Origin of the sequence: Moritella sp. (assembly GCF_013215705.1) — a bacterium.
Classification (GTDB): Bacteria; Pseudomonadota; Gammaproteobacteria; order Enterobacterales; family Moritellaceae; genus Moritella.
On record NZ_JABSQR010000005.1, the window covers coordinates 41453 to 59087 of the forward strand.

The 17635-nt window shown below is 40.9% G+C and carries 16 protein-coding genes; 7 read left to right on the forward strand and 9 right to left on the reverse strand.

All coding sequences use genetic code 11. From position 1 onward, the window contains the following. Positions 1–22: 22 nt before the first annotated feature. The 5 genes from HRT96_RS02015 to HRT96_RS02035 form a co-directional block, all read right to left on the reverse strand. Positions 23–919, reverse strand: a complete 897-nt coding sequence (locus tag HRT96_RS02015; RefSeq protein ID WP_293151499.1) for a cytochrome c oxidase subunit 3 — start codon at positions 917–919, stop codon at positions 23–25. Positions 920–929: 10 nt separating this feature from the next. Further along, on the reverse strand, positions 930–1466 hold the full coding sequence (locus tag HRT96_RS02020) for a cytochrome c oxidase assembly protein (RefSeq protein ID WP_293151502.1): 537 nt from the start codon (positions 1464–1466) through the stop codon (positions 930–932). Next, on the reverse strand, positions 1466–3088 hold the full coding sequence (gene ctaD, locus HRT96_RS02025; RefSeq protein WP_293151504.1) for a cytochrome c oxidase subunit I: 1623 nt from the start codon (positions 3086–3088) through the stop codon (positions 1466–1468). The genes HRT96_RS02020 and ctaD overlap by 1 nt, the downstream gene beginning before the upstream one ends. Before the next feature lie 16 nt (positions 3089–3104). Then, positions 3105–4277: a cytochrome c oxidase subunit II gene (coxB, locus tag HRT96_RS02030; protein ID WP_293151506.1), complete on the reverse strand. Its 1173-nt coding sequence runs from the start codon at positions 4275–4277 to the stop codon at positions 3105–3107. A 160-nt stretch (positions 4278–4437) separates the two neighbouring features. Continuing rightward, complete coding sequence (locus HRT96_RS02035; RefSeq protein WP_293151509.1) at positions 4438–4710, reverse strand: hypothetical protein; 273 nt, start codon at positions 4708–4710, stop codon at positions 4438–4440. Between the two features lie 430 nt (positions 4711–5140). Between HRT96_RS02035 and tig the strand changes: the two genes are divergently transcribed. From tig to HRT96_RS02070, 7 genes are all read left to right on the forward strand, one after another. After that, on the forward strand, positions 5141–6451 hold the full coding sequence (gene tig / locus HRT96_RS02040; protein WP_293151512.1) for a trigger factor: 1311 nt from the start codon (positions 5141–5143) through the stop codon (positions 6449–6451). 95 nt (positions 6452–6546) lie between these two features. Further along, entirely contained in the window at positions 6547–7170 is a 624-nt protein-coding gene (gene clpP / locus HRT96_RS02045) for an ATP-dependent Clp endopeptidase proteolytic subunit ClpP (protein WP_006034095.1), read from the forward strand. 80 nt (positions 7171–7250) lie between these two features. Continuing rightward, complete coding sequence (clpX, locus tag HRT96_RS02050) at positions 7251–8525, forward strand: ATP-dependent protease ATP-binding subunit ClpX (RefSeq protein WP_293151515.1); 1275 nt, start codon at positions 7251–7253, stop codon at positions 8523–8525. Positions 8526–8679: 154 nt separating this feature from the next. Further along, entirely contained in the window at positions 8680–11031 is a 2352-nt protein-coding gene (gene lon, locus HRT96_RS02055) for an endopeptidase La (RefSeq protein ID WP_293151518.1), read from the forward strand. Positions 11032–11160: 129 nt separating this feature from the next. Further along, complete coding sequence (locus HRT96_RS02060) at positions 11161–11436, forward strand: HU family DNA-binding protein (protein ID WP_293132513.1); 276 nt, start codon at positions 11161–11163, stop codon at positions 11434–11436. An 87-nt stretch (positions 11437–11523) separates the two neighbouring features. Then, a complete protein-coding gene (locus HRT96_RS02065) occupies positions 11524–13434 on the forward strand; it encodes a SurA N-terminal domain-containing protein (RefSeq protein ID WP_293151521.1) in 1911 nt (636 codons plus the stop codon). A 114-nt stretch (positions 13435–13548) separates the two neighbouring features. Continuing rightward, positions 13549–13923 carry a DUF2850 domain-containing protein gene (locus HRT96_RS02070; protein WP_293151524.1) on the forward strand — a complete coding sequence of 125 codons (375 nt, stop codon included), beginning with the start codon at positions 13549–13551 and terminating at the stop codon, positions 13921–13923. Positions 13924–13967: 44 nt separating this feature from the next. Here the strand turns inward: HRT96_RS02070 and HRT96_RS02075 are convergent, their stop codons facing one another. The 4 genes from HRT96_RS02075 to HRT96_RS02090 are packed head-to-tail and all read right to left on the reverse strand — an operon-like array spanning position 13968 to position 17632. Next, complete coding sequence (locus HRT96_RS02075; RefSeq protein WP_293132522.1) at positions 13968–14792, reverse strand: ATP-binding cassette domain-containing protein; 825 nt, start codon at positions 14790–14792, stop codon at positions 13968–13970. After that, the gene (locus HRT96_RS02080; protein ID WP_293151527.1) at positions 14777–15790 is read right to left on the reverse strand and encodes an oligopeptide/dipeptide ABC transporter ATP-binding protein; all 1014 of its coding nucleotides are present in this window, start codon (positions 15788–15790) and stop codon (positions 14777–14779) included. The genes HRT96_RS02075 and HRT96_RS02080 overlap by 16 nt, the downstream gene beginning before the upstream one ends. Beyond that, positions 15790–16680, reverse strand: a complete 891-nt coding sequence (locus HRT96_RS02085; protein WP_293132525.1) for an ABC transporter permease subunit — start codon at positions 16678–16680, stop codon at positions 15790–15792. The genes HRT96_RS02080 and HRT96_RS02085 overlap by 1 nt, the downstream gene beginning before the upstream one ends. Beyond that, positions 16667–17632: an ABC transporter permease subunit gene (locus HRT96_RS02090; RefSeq protein ID WP_293151530.1), complete on the reverse strand. Its 966-nt coding sequence runs from the start codon at positions 17630–17632 to the stop codon at positions 16667–16669. Before HRT96_RS02090 ends, HRT96_RS02085 begins: the two co-directional genes overlap by 14 nt. Positions 17633–17635: the final 3 nt, after the last annotated feature.

Below are 17635 nucleotides of genomic sequence, written 5' to 3' on the forward strand. Positions count from 1 at the left end.
AAAGTCGCTACTGGCGTTGTCACTAAACAATGTAGACAGAGATAAACAAAATGATCCATACCACATCAACAAAATGCCAATACCAAGCAGCAGCCTCAAACGCAAAATGTTTACCCGGCGTAAAATGGCCATTGATGATACGAAACAGCATGACGGTGAGCATGATGACTCCGAGTGTTACGTGCATACCATGGAAGCCGGTGAGTAAATAAAAAGTGTTGCCATAGACACCAGAATCAAATTTTAATGACAATACATGATAAGCATGAATATACTCTTCAGCCTGAAAAAATAAGAAGGTAACACCCAAGGCCACGGTAATGGATAACCAGATAACTAACCTTGTACGCTGTGTTGCTATCAGATTGTGATGGGCAAAATGTAAGGTGACTGATGAACTAATCAGAATAATGGTGTTGATTAGCGGCAAACCATACCAAGGCATCGCTTGTGTTTCTCGTCCGTCTGGGGTGATGGTTAATGGCCACTGAGGAATGAAGTCAGACCAAATTACCGCATGGGTCATGGCATTATTGCCTTCACCACCTAACCAAGGAATGGATAAATTACGCAGGTAAAATAATACCCCGAATAGTGCCACAAAAAACATCACTTCCGAAAAAATAAACCACAACATACCCATTCTAAAGGAACGATCAAGTTGCTTATTGTATAGCCCATTCATCGACTCGGTGATTATATTCCGAAACCAACTTATTAGTATAAACAGTAATATGCCGATGCCGGCGAATAAAATCGGAATGCCGTTGTTACTCCCGTCGTTATCCACCTGTTGAACGGTTGTTGCCGCCCCTATGGCTATGATAAAGAGCGCGATAGCGCCAGCGAAAGGCCAAACACTGTTGGCTGGAACGTAGTAGTGTTTTGGGGCGTTGGCATATTCATTATTATCTGGCATTACTGGACTCCTAGCGCATCGCGACTTCTGTCGGCTCATTTTTAAACAGTGTATAGGCGAGGGTTAACGTTGATATATCGGCTGGAATGTTAGGGTCGATATAAAAGATAAGTGGCATCATCGCTTCTTCGTTTGCCGCTAACATCTGCTCTTGAAAGCAAAAACATTCCGTTTTCACTAAATATTGAGCGCCATAACCTGGGGTAATTGAGGGCACGGCGCGACCAAATGTATCTTGGTCGCTTTGATTAATAGCAACGAAACGAACTTGATAGCGTTCGCCTGGATGTAGCTCAACACTCTTAATTTCAGGCGTGAATTGCCAAGGTAGTTTTTTATTTAAGTAAGTAACAAACTCGACTCTAACCGTCCTCGATTCGTCAATACGTGCTGGTATTGTGGTTGCACGGCTATAATCTTTACCATTTAGCCCGGTAATATCACAAAATACATCATATAAAGGCACGAGCGCAAAACCGAATCCGAACATACCTACGGCACTGAAAATGAGTAGTCGTAGATGTTTTTTTATTTTTGGTGTGGTCATTATTTTACCTCCGGTGGAGTATCAAAGGTGTGATAAGGGGCAGGGGATGGCACTGTCCATTCTAATCCTTCTGCACCTTCCCATGGTTTGGCCGGGGCTTTTTTACCGCCGCGAACCGCCATGATTACGACAGCAACAAAAATCAGCTGAGAAAGACCAAACAAGAAACCACCAATACTGACTATCTTGTTAATATCGGCAAACTGTAGTGCATAGTCGGGAATACGGCGTGGCATGCCTGCAAGCCCTAAGAAATGCATCGGGAAAAACAACAGATTGACGGAGATAAGTGAACACCAAAAATGCCACTGACCAAGTTTCTCATTGAACATGAACCCGGTCCATTTTGGTAACCAGTAATAAGCGGCGGCCATAATAGAGAATACGGCGCCTGTCACCAGTACATAATGAAAGTGAGCCACAACAAAGTAAGTATCATGGTATTGAAAATCAGCGGGGGTAATGGCAAGCATCAACCCCGAAAAACCACCGATGGTAAATAGCACGATAAATGCCAGTGAAAATAGCATCGGAACTTCAAAGGTAATCGAACCACGCCACAGGGTTGCTATCCAGTTAAATATTTTCACCCCCGTTGGCACGGAGATGAGCATGGTGCAATACATAAAGAACAGTTCAGCGGCCAGCGGTAAACCAACGGTAAACATATGGTGAGCCCATACTGTGAAACTCAGGATGGCAATAGAAACTGTTGCGTATACCATGGAGTGATAGCCGAATAACTGTTTACGGGCAAACGTTGGAATGATGGCGGAAATGATGCCGAATGATGGCAAGATCATTATATAGACTTCGGGGTGACCAAAGAACCAAAATATATGTTGGAATAATACTGGATCACCCCCACCTGCGGCATCAAAAAAACTGGTGCCGAAATATTTATCGGTCAGGATCATGGTCACAGCACCAGCAAGCACTGGCATAACCGCGATTAATAAAAAGGCGGTTATCAACCAAGTCCACACAAACATCGGCATTTTCATTAATGTCATGCCCGGTGCACGCATATTGAAAATAGTGACGATGACATTGATTGCCCCCATGATCGAACTTATCCCCATCAAGTGAATGGAAAATACAAACATGGCGGTACTGTCAGGGCTGTATTGAGTGGATAGTGGCGGGTAGAAGGTCCAACCAAAGTTAGGACCACCGCCTTCGGTGAATAATGATAAGAGTAATAAAGAGAATGCAAAGGGCAAGATCCAAAAGCTCCAGTTATTCATCCGTGGTAGCGCCATATCTGGCGCGCCAATCATCAAGGGTAACATCCAGTTGGCCAAGCCAACAAAGGCGGGCATAACCGCACCAAACACCATAATTAGTCCATGTGATGTGGTCATTTGATTGAAGAAGTTGGGTTCGATTAATTGCAGGCCGGGTTGGAATAATTCTGCGCGAATGATCATCGCCATTGCGCCACCAATAAAGAACATCGTTAAACTAAACCATAAATATAAGCTACCGATGTCTTTATGATTGGTTGAAAATAACCAACGTTTATATCCTTGTGGCGCGCTGTGGTGATCTGTGTGTATTTTTATTGCTGGCACATCCAAGATGGGTTGATCAGCATTATCTTTTAATTCTATCTCACTCATTTGACAGTCCCTTAAATTACTGGTTATTACCAGTTAATGCCGCATCTATTTGTGAAGGTTGTACAATATCACCGGTATTATTACCCCAAGCATTACGTTCGTAGGTGATAACTGCCGCGAGTTCTTTTTTCGTTAATTGTTTTGCAAATGATGCCATTGCAGTGCCTGATACACCGTGTAGGACAATATTGATGTGTTTGTTGACATTGCCCAGTGCGACAGGACTATTTTTTAATGCGGGGAATGCACCGGGGATACCTTGTCCGCTTGCTTGGTGGCAAGCTAAACAAGTGCGATTATAAACGTCTTCACCGAGTGACATCATGGTTGGCATATCCATGGTTTGTGTCAGACTTTGCTGCTCTGCTTGTAACTGTTGTTTGGCCGTAACTTGCGCTTGGGCTAGCCAATCATCAAATGCTTCAGGCTCTAATGCCGTGACCACAATTGGCATAAAACCATGGTCTTTACCGCATAGCTCTGCACATTGACCGCGGTAGGTTCCGGGAGTGTCTATTTTGGTCCAAGCCTCATTAATAAAACCGGGGTTGGCGTCTTTTTTTACTGCAAATGCAGGCACCCACCATGAATGAATGACATCATCAGCCGTGATGAGAAAACGGACCTTTTTATTGATCGGTAATACCAGCGGTTTATCCACCTCTTTTAGGTAGTGCGGTTGCTTCTCTATTTCGTTGTTGATTTCAGCTTGGCTGGTGGTCAAACGGCTATAGAACTCAAGGTCATGATCAAAATAACGATAATGCCACTTCCATTGCGAACCGGTGATTTGAATGGTGATATCAGCTTCTGTGGTATCTTCCATTAATATTAGCGCTTGCGTTGATGGGATAGCCATACCAATTAAGATCACGATGGGGATCGCAGTCCAAATTATCTCCACGGTCGTGCTTTCATGGAATTTGGCCGCGACCGCGCCTTTAGATTTGCGGTGTTGATATAAAGACCAAAACATAATGCCAAAAACAATCACCGCAATCGCAATACAAATATAAAGAATGGTCATGTGTAAGTTGTAAACAGTATTACTGATACCGGTGACGCCCTCCGTCATATTCAGCGTTGACTGCTGCGCAACAAGTGGTGTGGAAACCATCCCTAGTATAAGTGTGTTTATTGTTATAATTGGTTTTAATAAGCGCACATAACCTCCCTCAAAATTATCCATAATGACTCGCAAAATATAGATCAGATAATGAGTGAATTGTGTTTCTTCCCTGCTACTGCTCTCAGCATTTAACAATCCACTGTTATTTGCAGAAGTATAGTTACAGAAATGTTAATTGTGCTACTTTGTGGTGAAGATAAATTACTTTCTGCATTCTCCCTCAAGCATTAAAGGTTATTATTTCAAATGATTGTTTTAGTGCTGTAATTTGTGTTTGTAACTTAGAAATGTGACAGACCACTGATTGCGATAAGTGTTGTTGGTCTTGTCCTTTTACACTATCTAAGCGCATCACTTTTAATTTGATAATCTGTGTGTCGGTCATGAGATTATCAATATGCTGCATCATTTCTGGGTTGGGATATTTGTCTTTGAGTGATTCTAGCTGATTGGTAAAGTCTAGAAATGCACGTTCAATCTCGAAAAGGGTCATAGCAGCTCCTAAAACAAGTTTAATGGAATAAATCTGGCTAACACTAAATTTATTATAGTGTAAATTCTCATTATAACCGCGTAGACGGACGCTGCGCCCTGCACCCTGATTTTGCATCTTGAAGTAGTTTGGGTATACTTGGACTCTACATTAGATTGGGTAAGTAAGCTGGATTAGTGATCTCATGTGGGATGGTGAGTAATTAACCAAAGTTAAGATATAAACTGTAAATTTGTTGTTTTTTATCTTATTTACTCATAAATATCATTTTTGTTCTTGAATTTTAACTTTTCATCCATACATTATAAGCAAATATAATATTAAAGTGCTATTTAGAGTGGCAATGCTCGATTTTTTTCTTGTTGCTAGCTATAATGTCGCGTCATAAATTTCCAGTTGGAAATGTTATAAATTAATTAGAGGTATCTAAATGCAAGTTTCTGTAGAAACGACCCAAGGCCTAGAGCGCCGCTTAACTATCACAGTTCCAGCTGCAACAGTTAGCAAAGAAATCGAAAACCGTTTACGTGGTTTAGCAAAAACGCAACGTATCGATGGTTTCCGTCCAGGTAAAGTGCCAGCTAAAGTAATCAAAAAGCGTTTTGGCGCTGCTGTAGCGGAAGAAGTTGCTGGCGAAATCATGCAACGTAACTTCTACGAAGCAATTGTAGCTGAAAAATTAAACCTAGCTGGCGCACCAACGCTTGAGCCTGCAAAAGTTAAAGAAGGCGAAGACTTCTCTTTCACTGCAACGCTTGAAGTTTACCCAGAATTTGAAGTTGCTGGTGTTGAAGCAATCGAAATCGAAAAATCAGTATCTTCAGTAACAGACGCTGATGTTGATGGCATGATCGAAACTTTACGTAAGCAACACGCTGAGTGGGTTACTGCTGATCGCGCTGCTGAAGCTAACGACCAAGTTAAAGTTAACTTCAACGGTAGCATCGATGGTGAAGAATTCGAAGGCGGCAAAGCTGAAGACTTCACACTAGCGATGGGCCAAGGTCGTATGATCCCTGGTTTCGAAGAAGGCATTGTAGGTAAATCTGCAGGCGAAGAGTTTACTGTTGAAGTAACTTTCCCTGAAGAATACCATGCCGAAAACCTTAAAGGTAAAACGGCAAGTTTCGCTATCACGCTAAACGCTGTTGAAACGCAAGAATTACCAGAAATTAATGCTGAATTTGTAGGTAAATTCGGTGTTGAAGACGGTACGCTTGAGTCTCTAAAAGCTGAAATTAGCAAAAACATGAGCCGTGAACTTGAGCAAGCTATCAAAGCTGACACAAAAACTAAAGTGCTTGACGCGCTAGTTGAATCAAATGACATCGACGTTCCTGCTGCACTAGTTAAGCAAGAAATCGTTACATTACGTGAACAAGCTATGCAACGTTTTGGCCAAATGGCACCACAAAACGCGCCAGAACTTCCTGATGAACTATTCACGGAACAAGCTAGCCGTCGTGTTAAAATCGGTCTAGTACTTGGTGAATTCATCAAAGCAAATGAAATCACTGCAGATGACGCACGTGTTCAAGACATGATCGCATCTATGGCTTCTGCATACGAAGATCCAGCTGAAGTAATCGCACACTACAAAGATAACGAGCAAGCACTAGCAAACGTTCGTAACGTAGCTGTTGAAGACCAAGCTATTGATTTAGTATTAGAAAAAGCAAATGTTACAGAAAAAGAAGTTGCGTTTGAAGAACTAATGAATAAAGCGACTCAAAACGCATAATTGTTGATTAGATTGAACAAAATACGTAATTAAGCGCTATAATGGCTCGAGTGGGGGGTATTTCACTTGGGCCATTTTTATTTAGGGATGATAATATGTCACAATTCTTTAATAATATCACAGAGTCGCCGTCAAACACGTTAGTACCTATGGTTGTTGAACAAACAGCTAAAGGCGAACGTTCTTATGACATTTATTCTCGACTCTTAAAAGACCGTGTAATCTTTTTGACTGGCCAGGTTGAAGACCATATGGCTAATCTTGTGGTTGCACAGTTACTTTTCTTAGAATCAGAAAACCCAGATAAAGATATTTTCCTTTATATCAATTCACCAGGTGGTTCTGTTAGTGCTGGCATGTCAATTTATGACACCATGCAGTTTATCAAGCCTAATGTGTCTACTATTTGTATGGGCATGGCCGCGAGCATGGGAGCATTCCTTCTTGCTGGTGGCGAAAAAGGTAAGCGTCACGCACTGCCTAATGCTAAGATTATGATCCACCAACCTTTAGGTGGTTATCAAGGTCAAGCATCTGATATTGAAATTCACGCGAATGAAATTATTAAAACTAAGCGTAAATTAAATGAAATATTAGCTGAGCACACTGGTCAAGAGTATGACCGTCTTGCTAGAGACACCGATCGTGATAATTTTATGACGTCAGCTGAAGCGATGGATTACGGTCTTATCGATACAGTAATAACAAAACGTGATTAAGTAATTTTTGACAGGACGATTGTCTTTTAGCCATAATAAGATTAAGCACTGGGCTTTCACCTGTAATATGAGGTTATCGAATGACAGAAACAAAAAATGGGGATAACGGTAAATTACTTTATTGTTCTTTTTGTGGCAAAAGCCAACATGAAGTACGTAAGTTAATTGCTGGCCCATCTGTCTACATTTGTGATGAATGTGTTGATCTTTGTAACGATATTATTCGTGAAGAGATTAAAGAAATTACACCAAAACGTGAAGGTGATGCATTACCGACTCCGCATCAAATTCGTGGCAAGCTTGATGATTACGTCATTGGTCAAGACCATGCTAAGAAAGTGTTAGCTGTTGCGGTATACAATCACTACAAGCGTTTACGCAATAGTGATACATCAAATGGTGTAGAATTAGGTAAGAGTAATATCCTGCTAATTGGTCCAACGGGTAGTGGTAAAACATTATTAGCTGAAACACTAGCACGTATTCTTGATGTACCTTTTACTATGGCAGATGCAACAACATTAACTGAAGCGGGTTATGTTGGTGAAGATGTTGAAAATATTATTCAGAAATTATTGCAAAAATGCGATTATGATGTAGAAAAAGCCCAACGTGGTATTGTCTATATTGATGAAATTGATAAAATTTCGCGTAAATCTGATAATCCATCTATTACTCGAGACGTATCGGGTGAAGGTGTTCAACAAGCATTATTAAAACTGATTGAAGGAACGATTGCTTCAGTACCGCCTCAAGGTGGTCGTAAGCATCCTCAACAAGAGTTTTTACAAGTAGACACATCTAAGATCTTATTTATCTGTGGTGGTGCATTTTCTGGCTTGGACAAAGTGATTGAAATGCGTACTAACACTAACAGTGGTATTGGTTTTACAGCGGAAGTTAAAGGTGAAGCTGAAAAAGCCACTTTATCTGAAGTCTTCGCTAAAGTTGAGCCTCAAGATTTGGTTAAATTCGGTCTTATCCCTGAGTTTATCGGTCGTTTACCTGTGACAGCGACATTAACAGAACTTGATGAAACTGCATTAATTCAGATCTTAACAGAACCGAAAAATGCACTGACTAAACAGTATTCAGCACTATTCGATTTAGAAGGTGTTGACTTAGAGTTCCGTGAAGATGCACTTACTGCAATTGCAAAAAAAGCGATGTCTCGAAATACCGGCGCACGTGGTTTACGTTCAATTGTAGAAGCCATCTTACTGGATACTATGTATGATCTACCTTCAGTTGATAATGTGAGTAAAGTTGTGATTGATGAATCGGTAATTAATGCTGAATCAACACCAATTTTGATTTATGAAAATACTGAGAACAAGGCTGTATCAGCAGACTAGTGTTAGATTTTTAAACATTTAATAGTAAAAAGGGGCGCAATGCCCCTTTTTTTATATTATTTTTGATATTTTAAGCACTTAGCATTGATTGTTGAGTAATAATCCCTATATATTCAATATTAGCCCTTAGTCCAGTTTTATAAGTGAGGACAAGATGAGTTTTGAGCGTACGGAACGTGTAGATATACCTGTATTGCCATTGCGTGATGTTGTGGTTTATCCCCACATGGTAATCCCTTTGTTTATTGGCCGAGAAAAGTCAATTCGTTGTCTTGAAGCCGCAATGGATACAGATAAACAAATATTTTTAGTTGCACAAAAAGATGCAGCTCAAGATGATCCCCAAGTTGACGATCTACATAGCGTGGGTACAGTCGCTAATATTTTACAAATGTTGAAATTGCCTGATGGCACGGTCAAAGTATTGGTCGAAGGCACACAAAGAGCAAAATTAAATAGCTTGAGTGATAGCAATGATTATTTTCAAGCAGAGATTGAATATATTATTTCTGAATCAGTATCTGATGAAGAAGAAGATGTACTCATTCGATCGGCAATTGGCCAGTTTGAAGGTTATATAAAACTAAATAAAAAGATCCCAGCTGAAGTTTTAACCTCAGTAGCGGCGATCGACGAAGCTGCGCGTCTTGCAGATACAATGGCTGCCCATATGCCATTAAAATTAGAAGACAAGCAAGTGGTGTTAGAACTGAGTAACGTTGCAGAACGTCTTGAGTTCCTAATGGCACAAATGGAATCTGAAATCGACCTCTTACACGTAGAAAAGAAAATTCGTACACGTGTTAAAAAACAGATGGAAAAAAGCCAGCGCGAATACTATTTGAATGAGCAAATGAAAGCGATTCAAAAAGAGCTTGGCGAGTCTGAAGATGGTGTTGATGAATTTGAACAATTGGCTGAAAAGATTGAGCAAGCACACATGCCTGCTGAACCGAAAAATAAGACCATCGCTGAGTTAAATAAATTAAAAATGATGTCACCTATGTCTGCAGAAGCCACTGTAGTGCGTAGTTATATCGATTGGATGATTTCAGTTCCTTGGAAGAAACGTTCAAAAGTTAAAAAAGACATTGCGAAGGCTCTAGAAGTACTGGATGCAGACCATTATGGTTTGGATAAAGTAAAAGAACGTATTCTAGAATATCTAGCGGTGCAAAGCCGAGTGAATAAACTTAAAGGTCCAATCCTTTGTCTTGTTGGTCCTCCTGGTGTGGGTAAAACCTCGTTAGGTCAGTCTATTGCGAAAGCAACAGGACGTAAATATGTGCGTATGGCACTGGGTGGCGTACGTGATGAAGCGGAAATTCGTGGACATCGCCGTACTTATATTGGCTCTATGCCAGGTAAAATCATCCAGAAAATGGCGAAAGTTGAAGTGCGTAATCCACTCTTCTTGTTAGATGAAATCGACAAGATGGCGTCGGATATGCGTGGTGATCCGGCATCGGCATTATTGGAAGTTTTAGATCCAGAACAAAATACAACGTTTAATGATCACTATCTAGAGGTTGATTACGATCTGTCTGATGTGATGTTTGTTGCGACATCTAATTCGATGAACATTCCAGGTCCACTACTCGACCGTATGGAAGTGATCCGTTTATCGGGTTATACCGAAGATGAAAAACTCAATATTGCTAAACGGCATTTACTGGACAAGCAAATTGAGCGTAATGGTTTAAAACAAAAAGAAATTAGCATTGACGATAGCGCGATAATGGGCATTATCCGTTATTACACTCGCGAAGCGGGCGTGCGTTCACTTGAGCGTGAAATTTCAAAACTATGCCGTAAAGCAGTGAAGCAAATATTGCTGAACAAATCACTTAAGTCAGTGACGATCAATCAAGATAATTTATCTGAATATTTAGGTGTACAAGTCTTTGATTTTGGTAAAGCTGAAGGTGAAAGTCGTGTCGGTCAAGTAACAGGTCTGGCGTGGACAGAAGTTGGTGGTGAGTTATTGACTATCGAAACTACATCTGTTCCAGGTAAAGGCAAGCTGAACTACACCGGATCATTAGGTGAAGTGATGCAAGAATCTATTCAAGCGGCGATGACGGTTGTTCGCTCTCGAGCGGATAAGTTACGTATCAATGGCGACTTTTATGAAAAACGTGACATTCATGTGCATGTGCCTGAAGGGGCGACACCAAAAGATGGTCCAAGTGCGGGTATTGCTATGTGCACAGCGCTGGTGTCTAGCTTAACGGGTAATCCTGTCCGTGCCAACGTTGCAATGACCGGTGAGATCACGTTAAGAGGTGAAGTATTACCCATTGGCGGCTTGAAAGAGAAACTACTCGCTGCACATCGTGGTGGGATTAAGTGTGTCTTGATTCCAAAAGACAATGAACGTGATTTAGAAGAGATCCCTGCCAATGTAATTGGTGATCTTGAGATTCATCCTGTTCGTTGGATTGAGGAAGTACTAGAGCTTGCGCTAGAGAATAGTCCCGCTGGTTTTGAAGTAGTAACAAAATAGTGTGATTGCTTTAGATTAGAGTGTCTACCCAGACTTGAATAGTCACTCTAATCTTGTTATAAACGCAATTGAAGTTAGTCCTGTTTATGTTCGATTATTTATATAAATAACCAAGATTAGGGGAAGAAAGTGAATAAAGCTCAACTGATAGATTGTGTTGCCGCTAAAGCTGATATTTCTAAAGCCGCTGCTGGCCGTGCTATTGATGCAATGATTGAATCTATAACAGAAACACTCGTAACAGAAGAGTCTGTTACGTTAGTGGGTTTTGGTACTTTTAGTGTACGAGATCGTGCGGCACGTACTGGCCGTAATCCACAAACCGGCGCAGAAATCCAAATAGCAGCATCTAAGCTTCCAGCATTTAAAGCCGGAAAATTATTAAAAGATGCATTGAAGTCTTAAGCTATTGGTTTTAATTTTTGAGTAAGGGCGCACCATGAGGTGCGTTTTTATTGTTATTTACTGTATTGCAGTTTAGAGAATACAATTATGTTAGAAAAGTTTCGCGAAGGTTCACAAGGACCGGGTGCTAAGATTATTTTAGGCGCAGTGATCGTTACGTTTGCCCTTGCTGGTGTAAGTAGTTATCTAGGTGGTGGTGGTTATCAATCCGCTGCGACAGTGAATGGCGTCGATATTTCAAGACAAGCACTTGAAAATCAAGTTAGAACTGATCGTTCTCGCTTAGAGGCTCAACAAGGTGAATCATTTGCCGTGCGTTGGGAACAACCAGAATTTCAAAATCAAGTACGTCAACAGTCATTAAATACGTTAATTTCGCAAAATTTATTACAGAAAATGACAAATGATTTAGCGTTAAGCATTGGTGATGAGAAGATCCGCGGTTATATTTTTGCAATGCAAGAATTTCAAACGGATGGTGTTTTTAATGATGAGCGTTACATCAGTTTGTTACGCCAAAATAGCATGACACCAGCACAATTTGTTGAACGTCTACGCGTTGATTTTGCCCAACAACAATTGACGGATGCATTAGTAAACTCTGAATTTAGTTTACCAAATGAAGTGAAGCAATTGGCGGCATTACAAAATCAACAACGTGAACTAAGCCAACTTATCGTCCCAGCAAATAAATTTGCAGCTGATATTGTGGTAACGGATGCTGAAGTTAATAGCTACTATGAAGACAGCAAAGCTTTCTTTCAAACGCCGCAACAAGCGTCTGTGGACTATATCTTAGTTGATATGAAGAACATCAGTGCAGGTATTGAATTAGACGCGGATGCGGCTGAACATTACTATAACGAACACTTATCATCTTATGCTCAAGAAGATAAGCGTAAAGTGGCGCATATCCTTGTTGCATTCAATGATGATGAATCTGCTGCACAAGAAAAAGCACAAGGCTTATTGGCACAAATTCAATCCGGCGCAGATTTTGCTGAATTAGCGAAATCATCATCTGATGATACGTTTAGCGGCGAAAATGGCGGTGAACTGGATTGGTTAGAAAAAGATATTATGGATCCGGCATTCGAAGCGGCTGCATTCGCACTGAACAATAACGGTGACGTAACGACTGAACTAGTACGCAGTGATTTTGGTTTCCATATTATTAAACTATTAGCGGTTGAACCGGGTAAAGTACAAGCATTTGCAGACGTTAAAACCACAATTGAAACACGTTTGAAGAATGAACAAGCCGTTTTCCATTTTGATGAGTTAGCTGAAACATTAGCAGAGCAAGCATTTGAAGTACCTGATTCACTGGATGTTGCATCGGAAGAAACAGGTTTAACAATTGTGTCTACAGAGCTATTTTATGCGAATGCGATCCCTGCACCCTTGAATGATCCAAGAGTTGCGGCCATATTGTTCGATCAAGACTTTATTGCCGAAGCGCTAAACTCTGAAATCATTAACATATCTGATGAGCAAAGTATTGTGGTTCGTATTAATGAATACAAACCACAAACGACGAAAGCATTAGCAGAGGTTAATGATGAAATCGTTGCACGCTTAACAGCAACCAAAGCAGAGCAAAAAGCGTTAAGCTTCATGACCTCTGTATCAGCGAAAATTAATGCGGGTGAAAGTGTTGTTGCTGAACTAGCAAGTGTTGATGCAAGCTTTACTGCACCAGAATGGTTAAGTCGCTTTGATTATTCAAAAGCAGACTTTAAAGTATTGAGAAAGTTATTCTCAATGCCAAAGCCGGCGACAGAGCAAGCAAGTATCACAACTGAAACATCACTTAACGGCGATGTGACATTGCTTAAATTCTCGTCTGTTCGTGATGCTAAAATCACTGCTGAAGAAGCGGCTCGTTTAGCGGATACACTAAAAAATATTAATGCTCAAGCAGACTATGATATGTTGATACAAACGCTGATCAAAGCTGCTGATGTCTCTTACCCTGTAGTAGACGCCGCAGAGTAAACATAACTAGCGTGATTTATTTAGTTCCTTCCAGAGCATTCACTAAGTAATTTGAAAGGGTCTCGATGTGATTTTATATTGCATCGAGACTTTTTGTTATTAGAAGTGGTGGTTATGATCAAATACATTCTTATCTTTATTATGATTATTACCCTCTCGCTTGCTGGAGGGTGGTCTTTGTTACCAACAGAGAACCCGATCTTAGGTGAATGGGTCTCGACCGATGAAATATACGCCAAGCCCGAACGATTAGTTTTTACCGAATTCGGTATGTTTAAAGCTGGTAGTCATGTGCCCGCTGATTTTGACATTTCCCGTAAAAAAGTGACTGTGACGACGAATACGGCAACGACTGAATATTTAATGGTGAGCGAAAATATGATGAAGCAGCGTGTGCCACGTCAAAAATGGCGTTTTTTCTTACGCGTAGATGCTGTGGAAAACATAAAAGCGGCGCTAGATAAGAGTGAGGTTAGTCGCTACAAGTAAAATTAATAACGATTAGCGGTGAGCATGATTTAGCGTAATAACAATCATCGACGGTGTTTTTTCATCGCATATTGATTCGATAATATTTGTCCGCACAATGCCGCTGTTGGTTGAGAAAATAGCTGTTCGGTACGACCTTGCTCGATACATTCCCCTTGATGCATAACAATCAGTTTATCACTTATATGCTTTACTAAGCCCATATTATGGGTAACAACGATATAGGAGATACCAATTGTTTTTTGTAGATCTAACATCAAGTTAATCATCTGTGAGCGCAATGAAATATCCAGTGTTGATAGTGTATCATCAGCAATAATAATTTTTGGATTTAAAATAAGGGCTCTGGCCAGTGCAATGCGTTGTTTTTGTCCACTTGATAACATCGGGGGATAGAAGGTCGCATATTCAGGTAACAAGCCAACCAAACGTAATGTTTCGGTGATCTTCTCTGCCCGTTTGGTTACGGACATATCGGTATTTAATTGCAATGGTGCATCCAAAATTTGGCCTACACTCGTACGGGGATTGAGTGACGTTTCAGGATCTTGAAACACCATTCTGATCGAACGACAACGTAAATCAGTATTACTGTCATCGAGTTTACAGCCATCAATATACATATTACCCGTTGTCGGTTTTATAACACCGGCAAGTAATCGTGCCAGAGTTGACTTACCCGAACCTGTTTCACCAATGATCGCGAGTGTTTCTGATCGATTTAAACTAAATGAAATATCATGGACCGCAACGACTTCTTGGCGTTTAAAAAATCCAGTTGGATTGATAAAAGTCTTGCCCAATTTTTCTACACGAAATAAAGGCTGCACGCGCGTTGTCGCAGCGATGTCGATTATTTTTTCTGACATTTCTTACCTTTTAATTCATCTGCATTTAACGGAAAGTGGCAACTAAACATATGGCCTTTTATTTTTTGCATTGGTGGTGTGATAACGCAGTTTTTTTGGGCGTTAGGACAGCGAGGCCCCAGTCGGCAACCAATGGGCAAATGATGTAAGAGCGGAACCTGCCCAGCCAAGGTATTTAACCGTCCTTTATGTGGCACTTGGCTAAAATCGGGATTAGCCCGTAATAATGCCGCAGTATAAGGATGGTGGGTATGATTAAACACTTGCTCTATCGTGCCACTTTCAACCATCTGTCCACAGTACATCACGGTTATATTATCTGCTAATAAACTCACTGTTTCTAAATCGTGGCTAATAAGAAGAATCGTGGTGTGGGATAACTTATTTAGTTTATCGAGTAAACGTAAAATTTGATTCTGCGTTTTAGGCTCCATTGCTGTTGTCGGCTCATCAGCAATCAATAGGCGAGGTTTTTTCGCAATGGCCATCGCTATCATCACTTTTTGACAAAGCCCTTCAGAGAGCTCAAAAGGGTAGCTATTCATCACCTTTTTATGATCTTTTACACCGACTTTATGCAGTAGGGCAATGGCTTGTTTTTTACGCCAGTTAAAGCGCTGCCAAAAATGGCCGATAAATTGATCACACGGAATGGCCTCTGCAAGCTGATGACCCGCTTTTTCTGATGGGTCTAAATGTGCGGCTGCATCTTGAAAGATCATGCCTATTTCTTTACCCATGACCCTACGGCGTTGTACTGAGGTTAAATTAAGTAAATCAATATCACCGAGCCGTAAGCGGTCTGCTCGAACACGCCAGTTATCTTTGGTAATGCCCATAATTGCTTTTGCAACAAGACTTTTTCCGGAACCTGATTCACCTACCAGTCCACGTATTTCACCATCACTCAGGGTTAGATTAAATTTATCAACCGCTTTTAAAGTACCTTGCGGTGTGATGATTTCAATGGTGAGATTTCGAATATCGAGTAGTGCCATTAATCAATTCCTGCAATCACAGATTGTCTTAAACTTTCGCCAACGATATTAACAATGAAGATCGTCACTAAAATAGCTAATCCAGGTAGTACGACAGTCCAAGGTGCAATAAATACCAGATCGGTTGCACCTGATAACATCGTGCCCCACTCAGAAAGGGGACGCTGTGCACCTAAGCCCAAAAATCCTAATGCACTTATATCAATTATAGCTGATGAGATCGCGCGAGTAAGTAAGTTAACCAGTGTTTCAATGATATTGGGGAATACCCCATACCGAATAATACGGTAGTGATTGGCCCCATCGAGTTTGAGCGCTACGATGTACTCTTTTTGCAGTTCTTGGTAAACCGACAGATATACCCCACGAATAAATTGTGGAATCGAAGCCAATAAAATAGCGAACAAACTGTGGTCCAACCCAGGCCCAAGCACTGAAATAAAGATGATCGCTAATAATAGCGACGGGATCGATAACGCCGTATCCATAATATGATGCAAGGTACTTGATAATAGGCCTCGGCTGATCGCAGCGGTAATACCAATTGTTGTCCCTATAACCAAGGCGATAAAGCTAATGATTAGCGCGTTGCCAAAGGTTAAGCGCAAACCATATAATAATCGAGACAGCACATCTCGGCCTAAATCATCGGTACCAAAGAAGTAATCAACGGTACCTTGATCATCCCATGACGGTGGTTGCAACAATAAATGCGCTTGTCGTATATCAGGCTCATGAGGGGCGATTAAAGGTGCAAAAACCATTAAGAAAAGCAATAACCCAAGCGCCCATAATGCGGCCATCGCAATTTGCTGTGATGAATAATGCTTCCAGGTTTGCTCTGTCGGTGACAGAATGTGTTCATCCGCAAAGATATTAATGTTGGGCATAAAGTTCTTTCCTGCGAATTGGATGAATGACCACCGTTAATATTTCGGTTAATACATTTGCTGTGACCACAAAAATTGCCACAGTTAACATACCACCTTGGATGGCTGCATAGTCTTGTTGATAAATACTGTTAATCAACCAACGGCCAATACCCGGCCATGAGAACACTGCTTCAGTGACCATTGCCGTGGTTAATACCGTACTAAATTGCAGGCCGAGGTGCGGGATCATGTTGGGAATGGCATTACGCAGCACGTGGCGCATAATAATTTCGGTTTTACTTAAGCCCTTACTGGCTGCTGCTTTAATGTATTTTTGCTTCATAACATCACTGACGTGATTACGCATTTGACGAATAACTTCGGTGGTCGGTACCGTCGCTAAGACAATTGTAGGCAGCAATAAGTGTTTAAGTGCATCGTAAAATGCTTCTTGGCTATGTGGGTTATCTGAAATAAGGGTATCGATAAGCATAAAGCCGGTAACTGAATCAATCTCATAGAGTAAATTCAGTCGGCCTGTTACCGGCAGCCAATCCCAGTTAAGCGCGAAGTACATCATCACTAATGATGCTAACCAGAACACGGGAATTGAAAAGATAAACAGCGAGATGCCCATAATGGTGCTATCAAGTGAACTGCCTCGTCGCATACCAGCAATTGTACCAATAGGCACGCCAATCGTAATTGATAGAATGAAGGCACTGAAACACAGTTCTAATGTGGCGGGAAATACGGTTAATATCTCATCCATAACAGGCTGAGCTGTACCACTGGTAATGCCTAAATCACCTTGCGATATCGCCATCAAATAATCGAAATAATTACTGAATAAATTGCCATCTAAGGGCAAGTCACCAGGAATACGACTACGTAGATAAAAACCAATAACGGTTAATGCCATTACGGTAATGACCAGTAGATTAATCCGTCTTATTATATAAAAAAACATGTG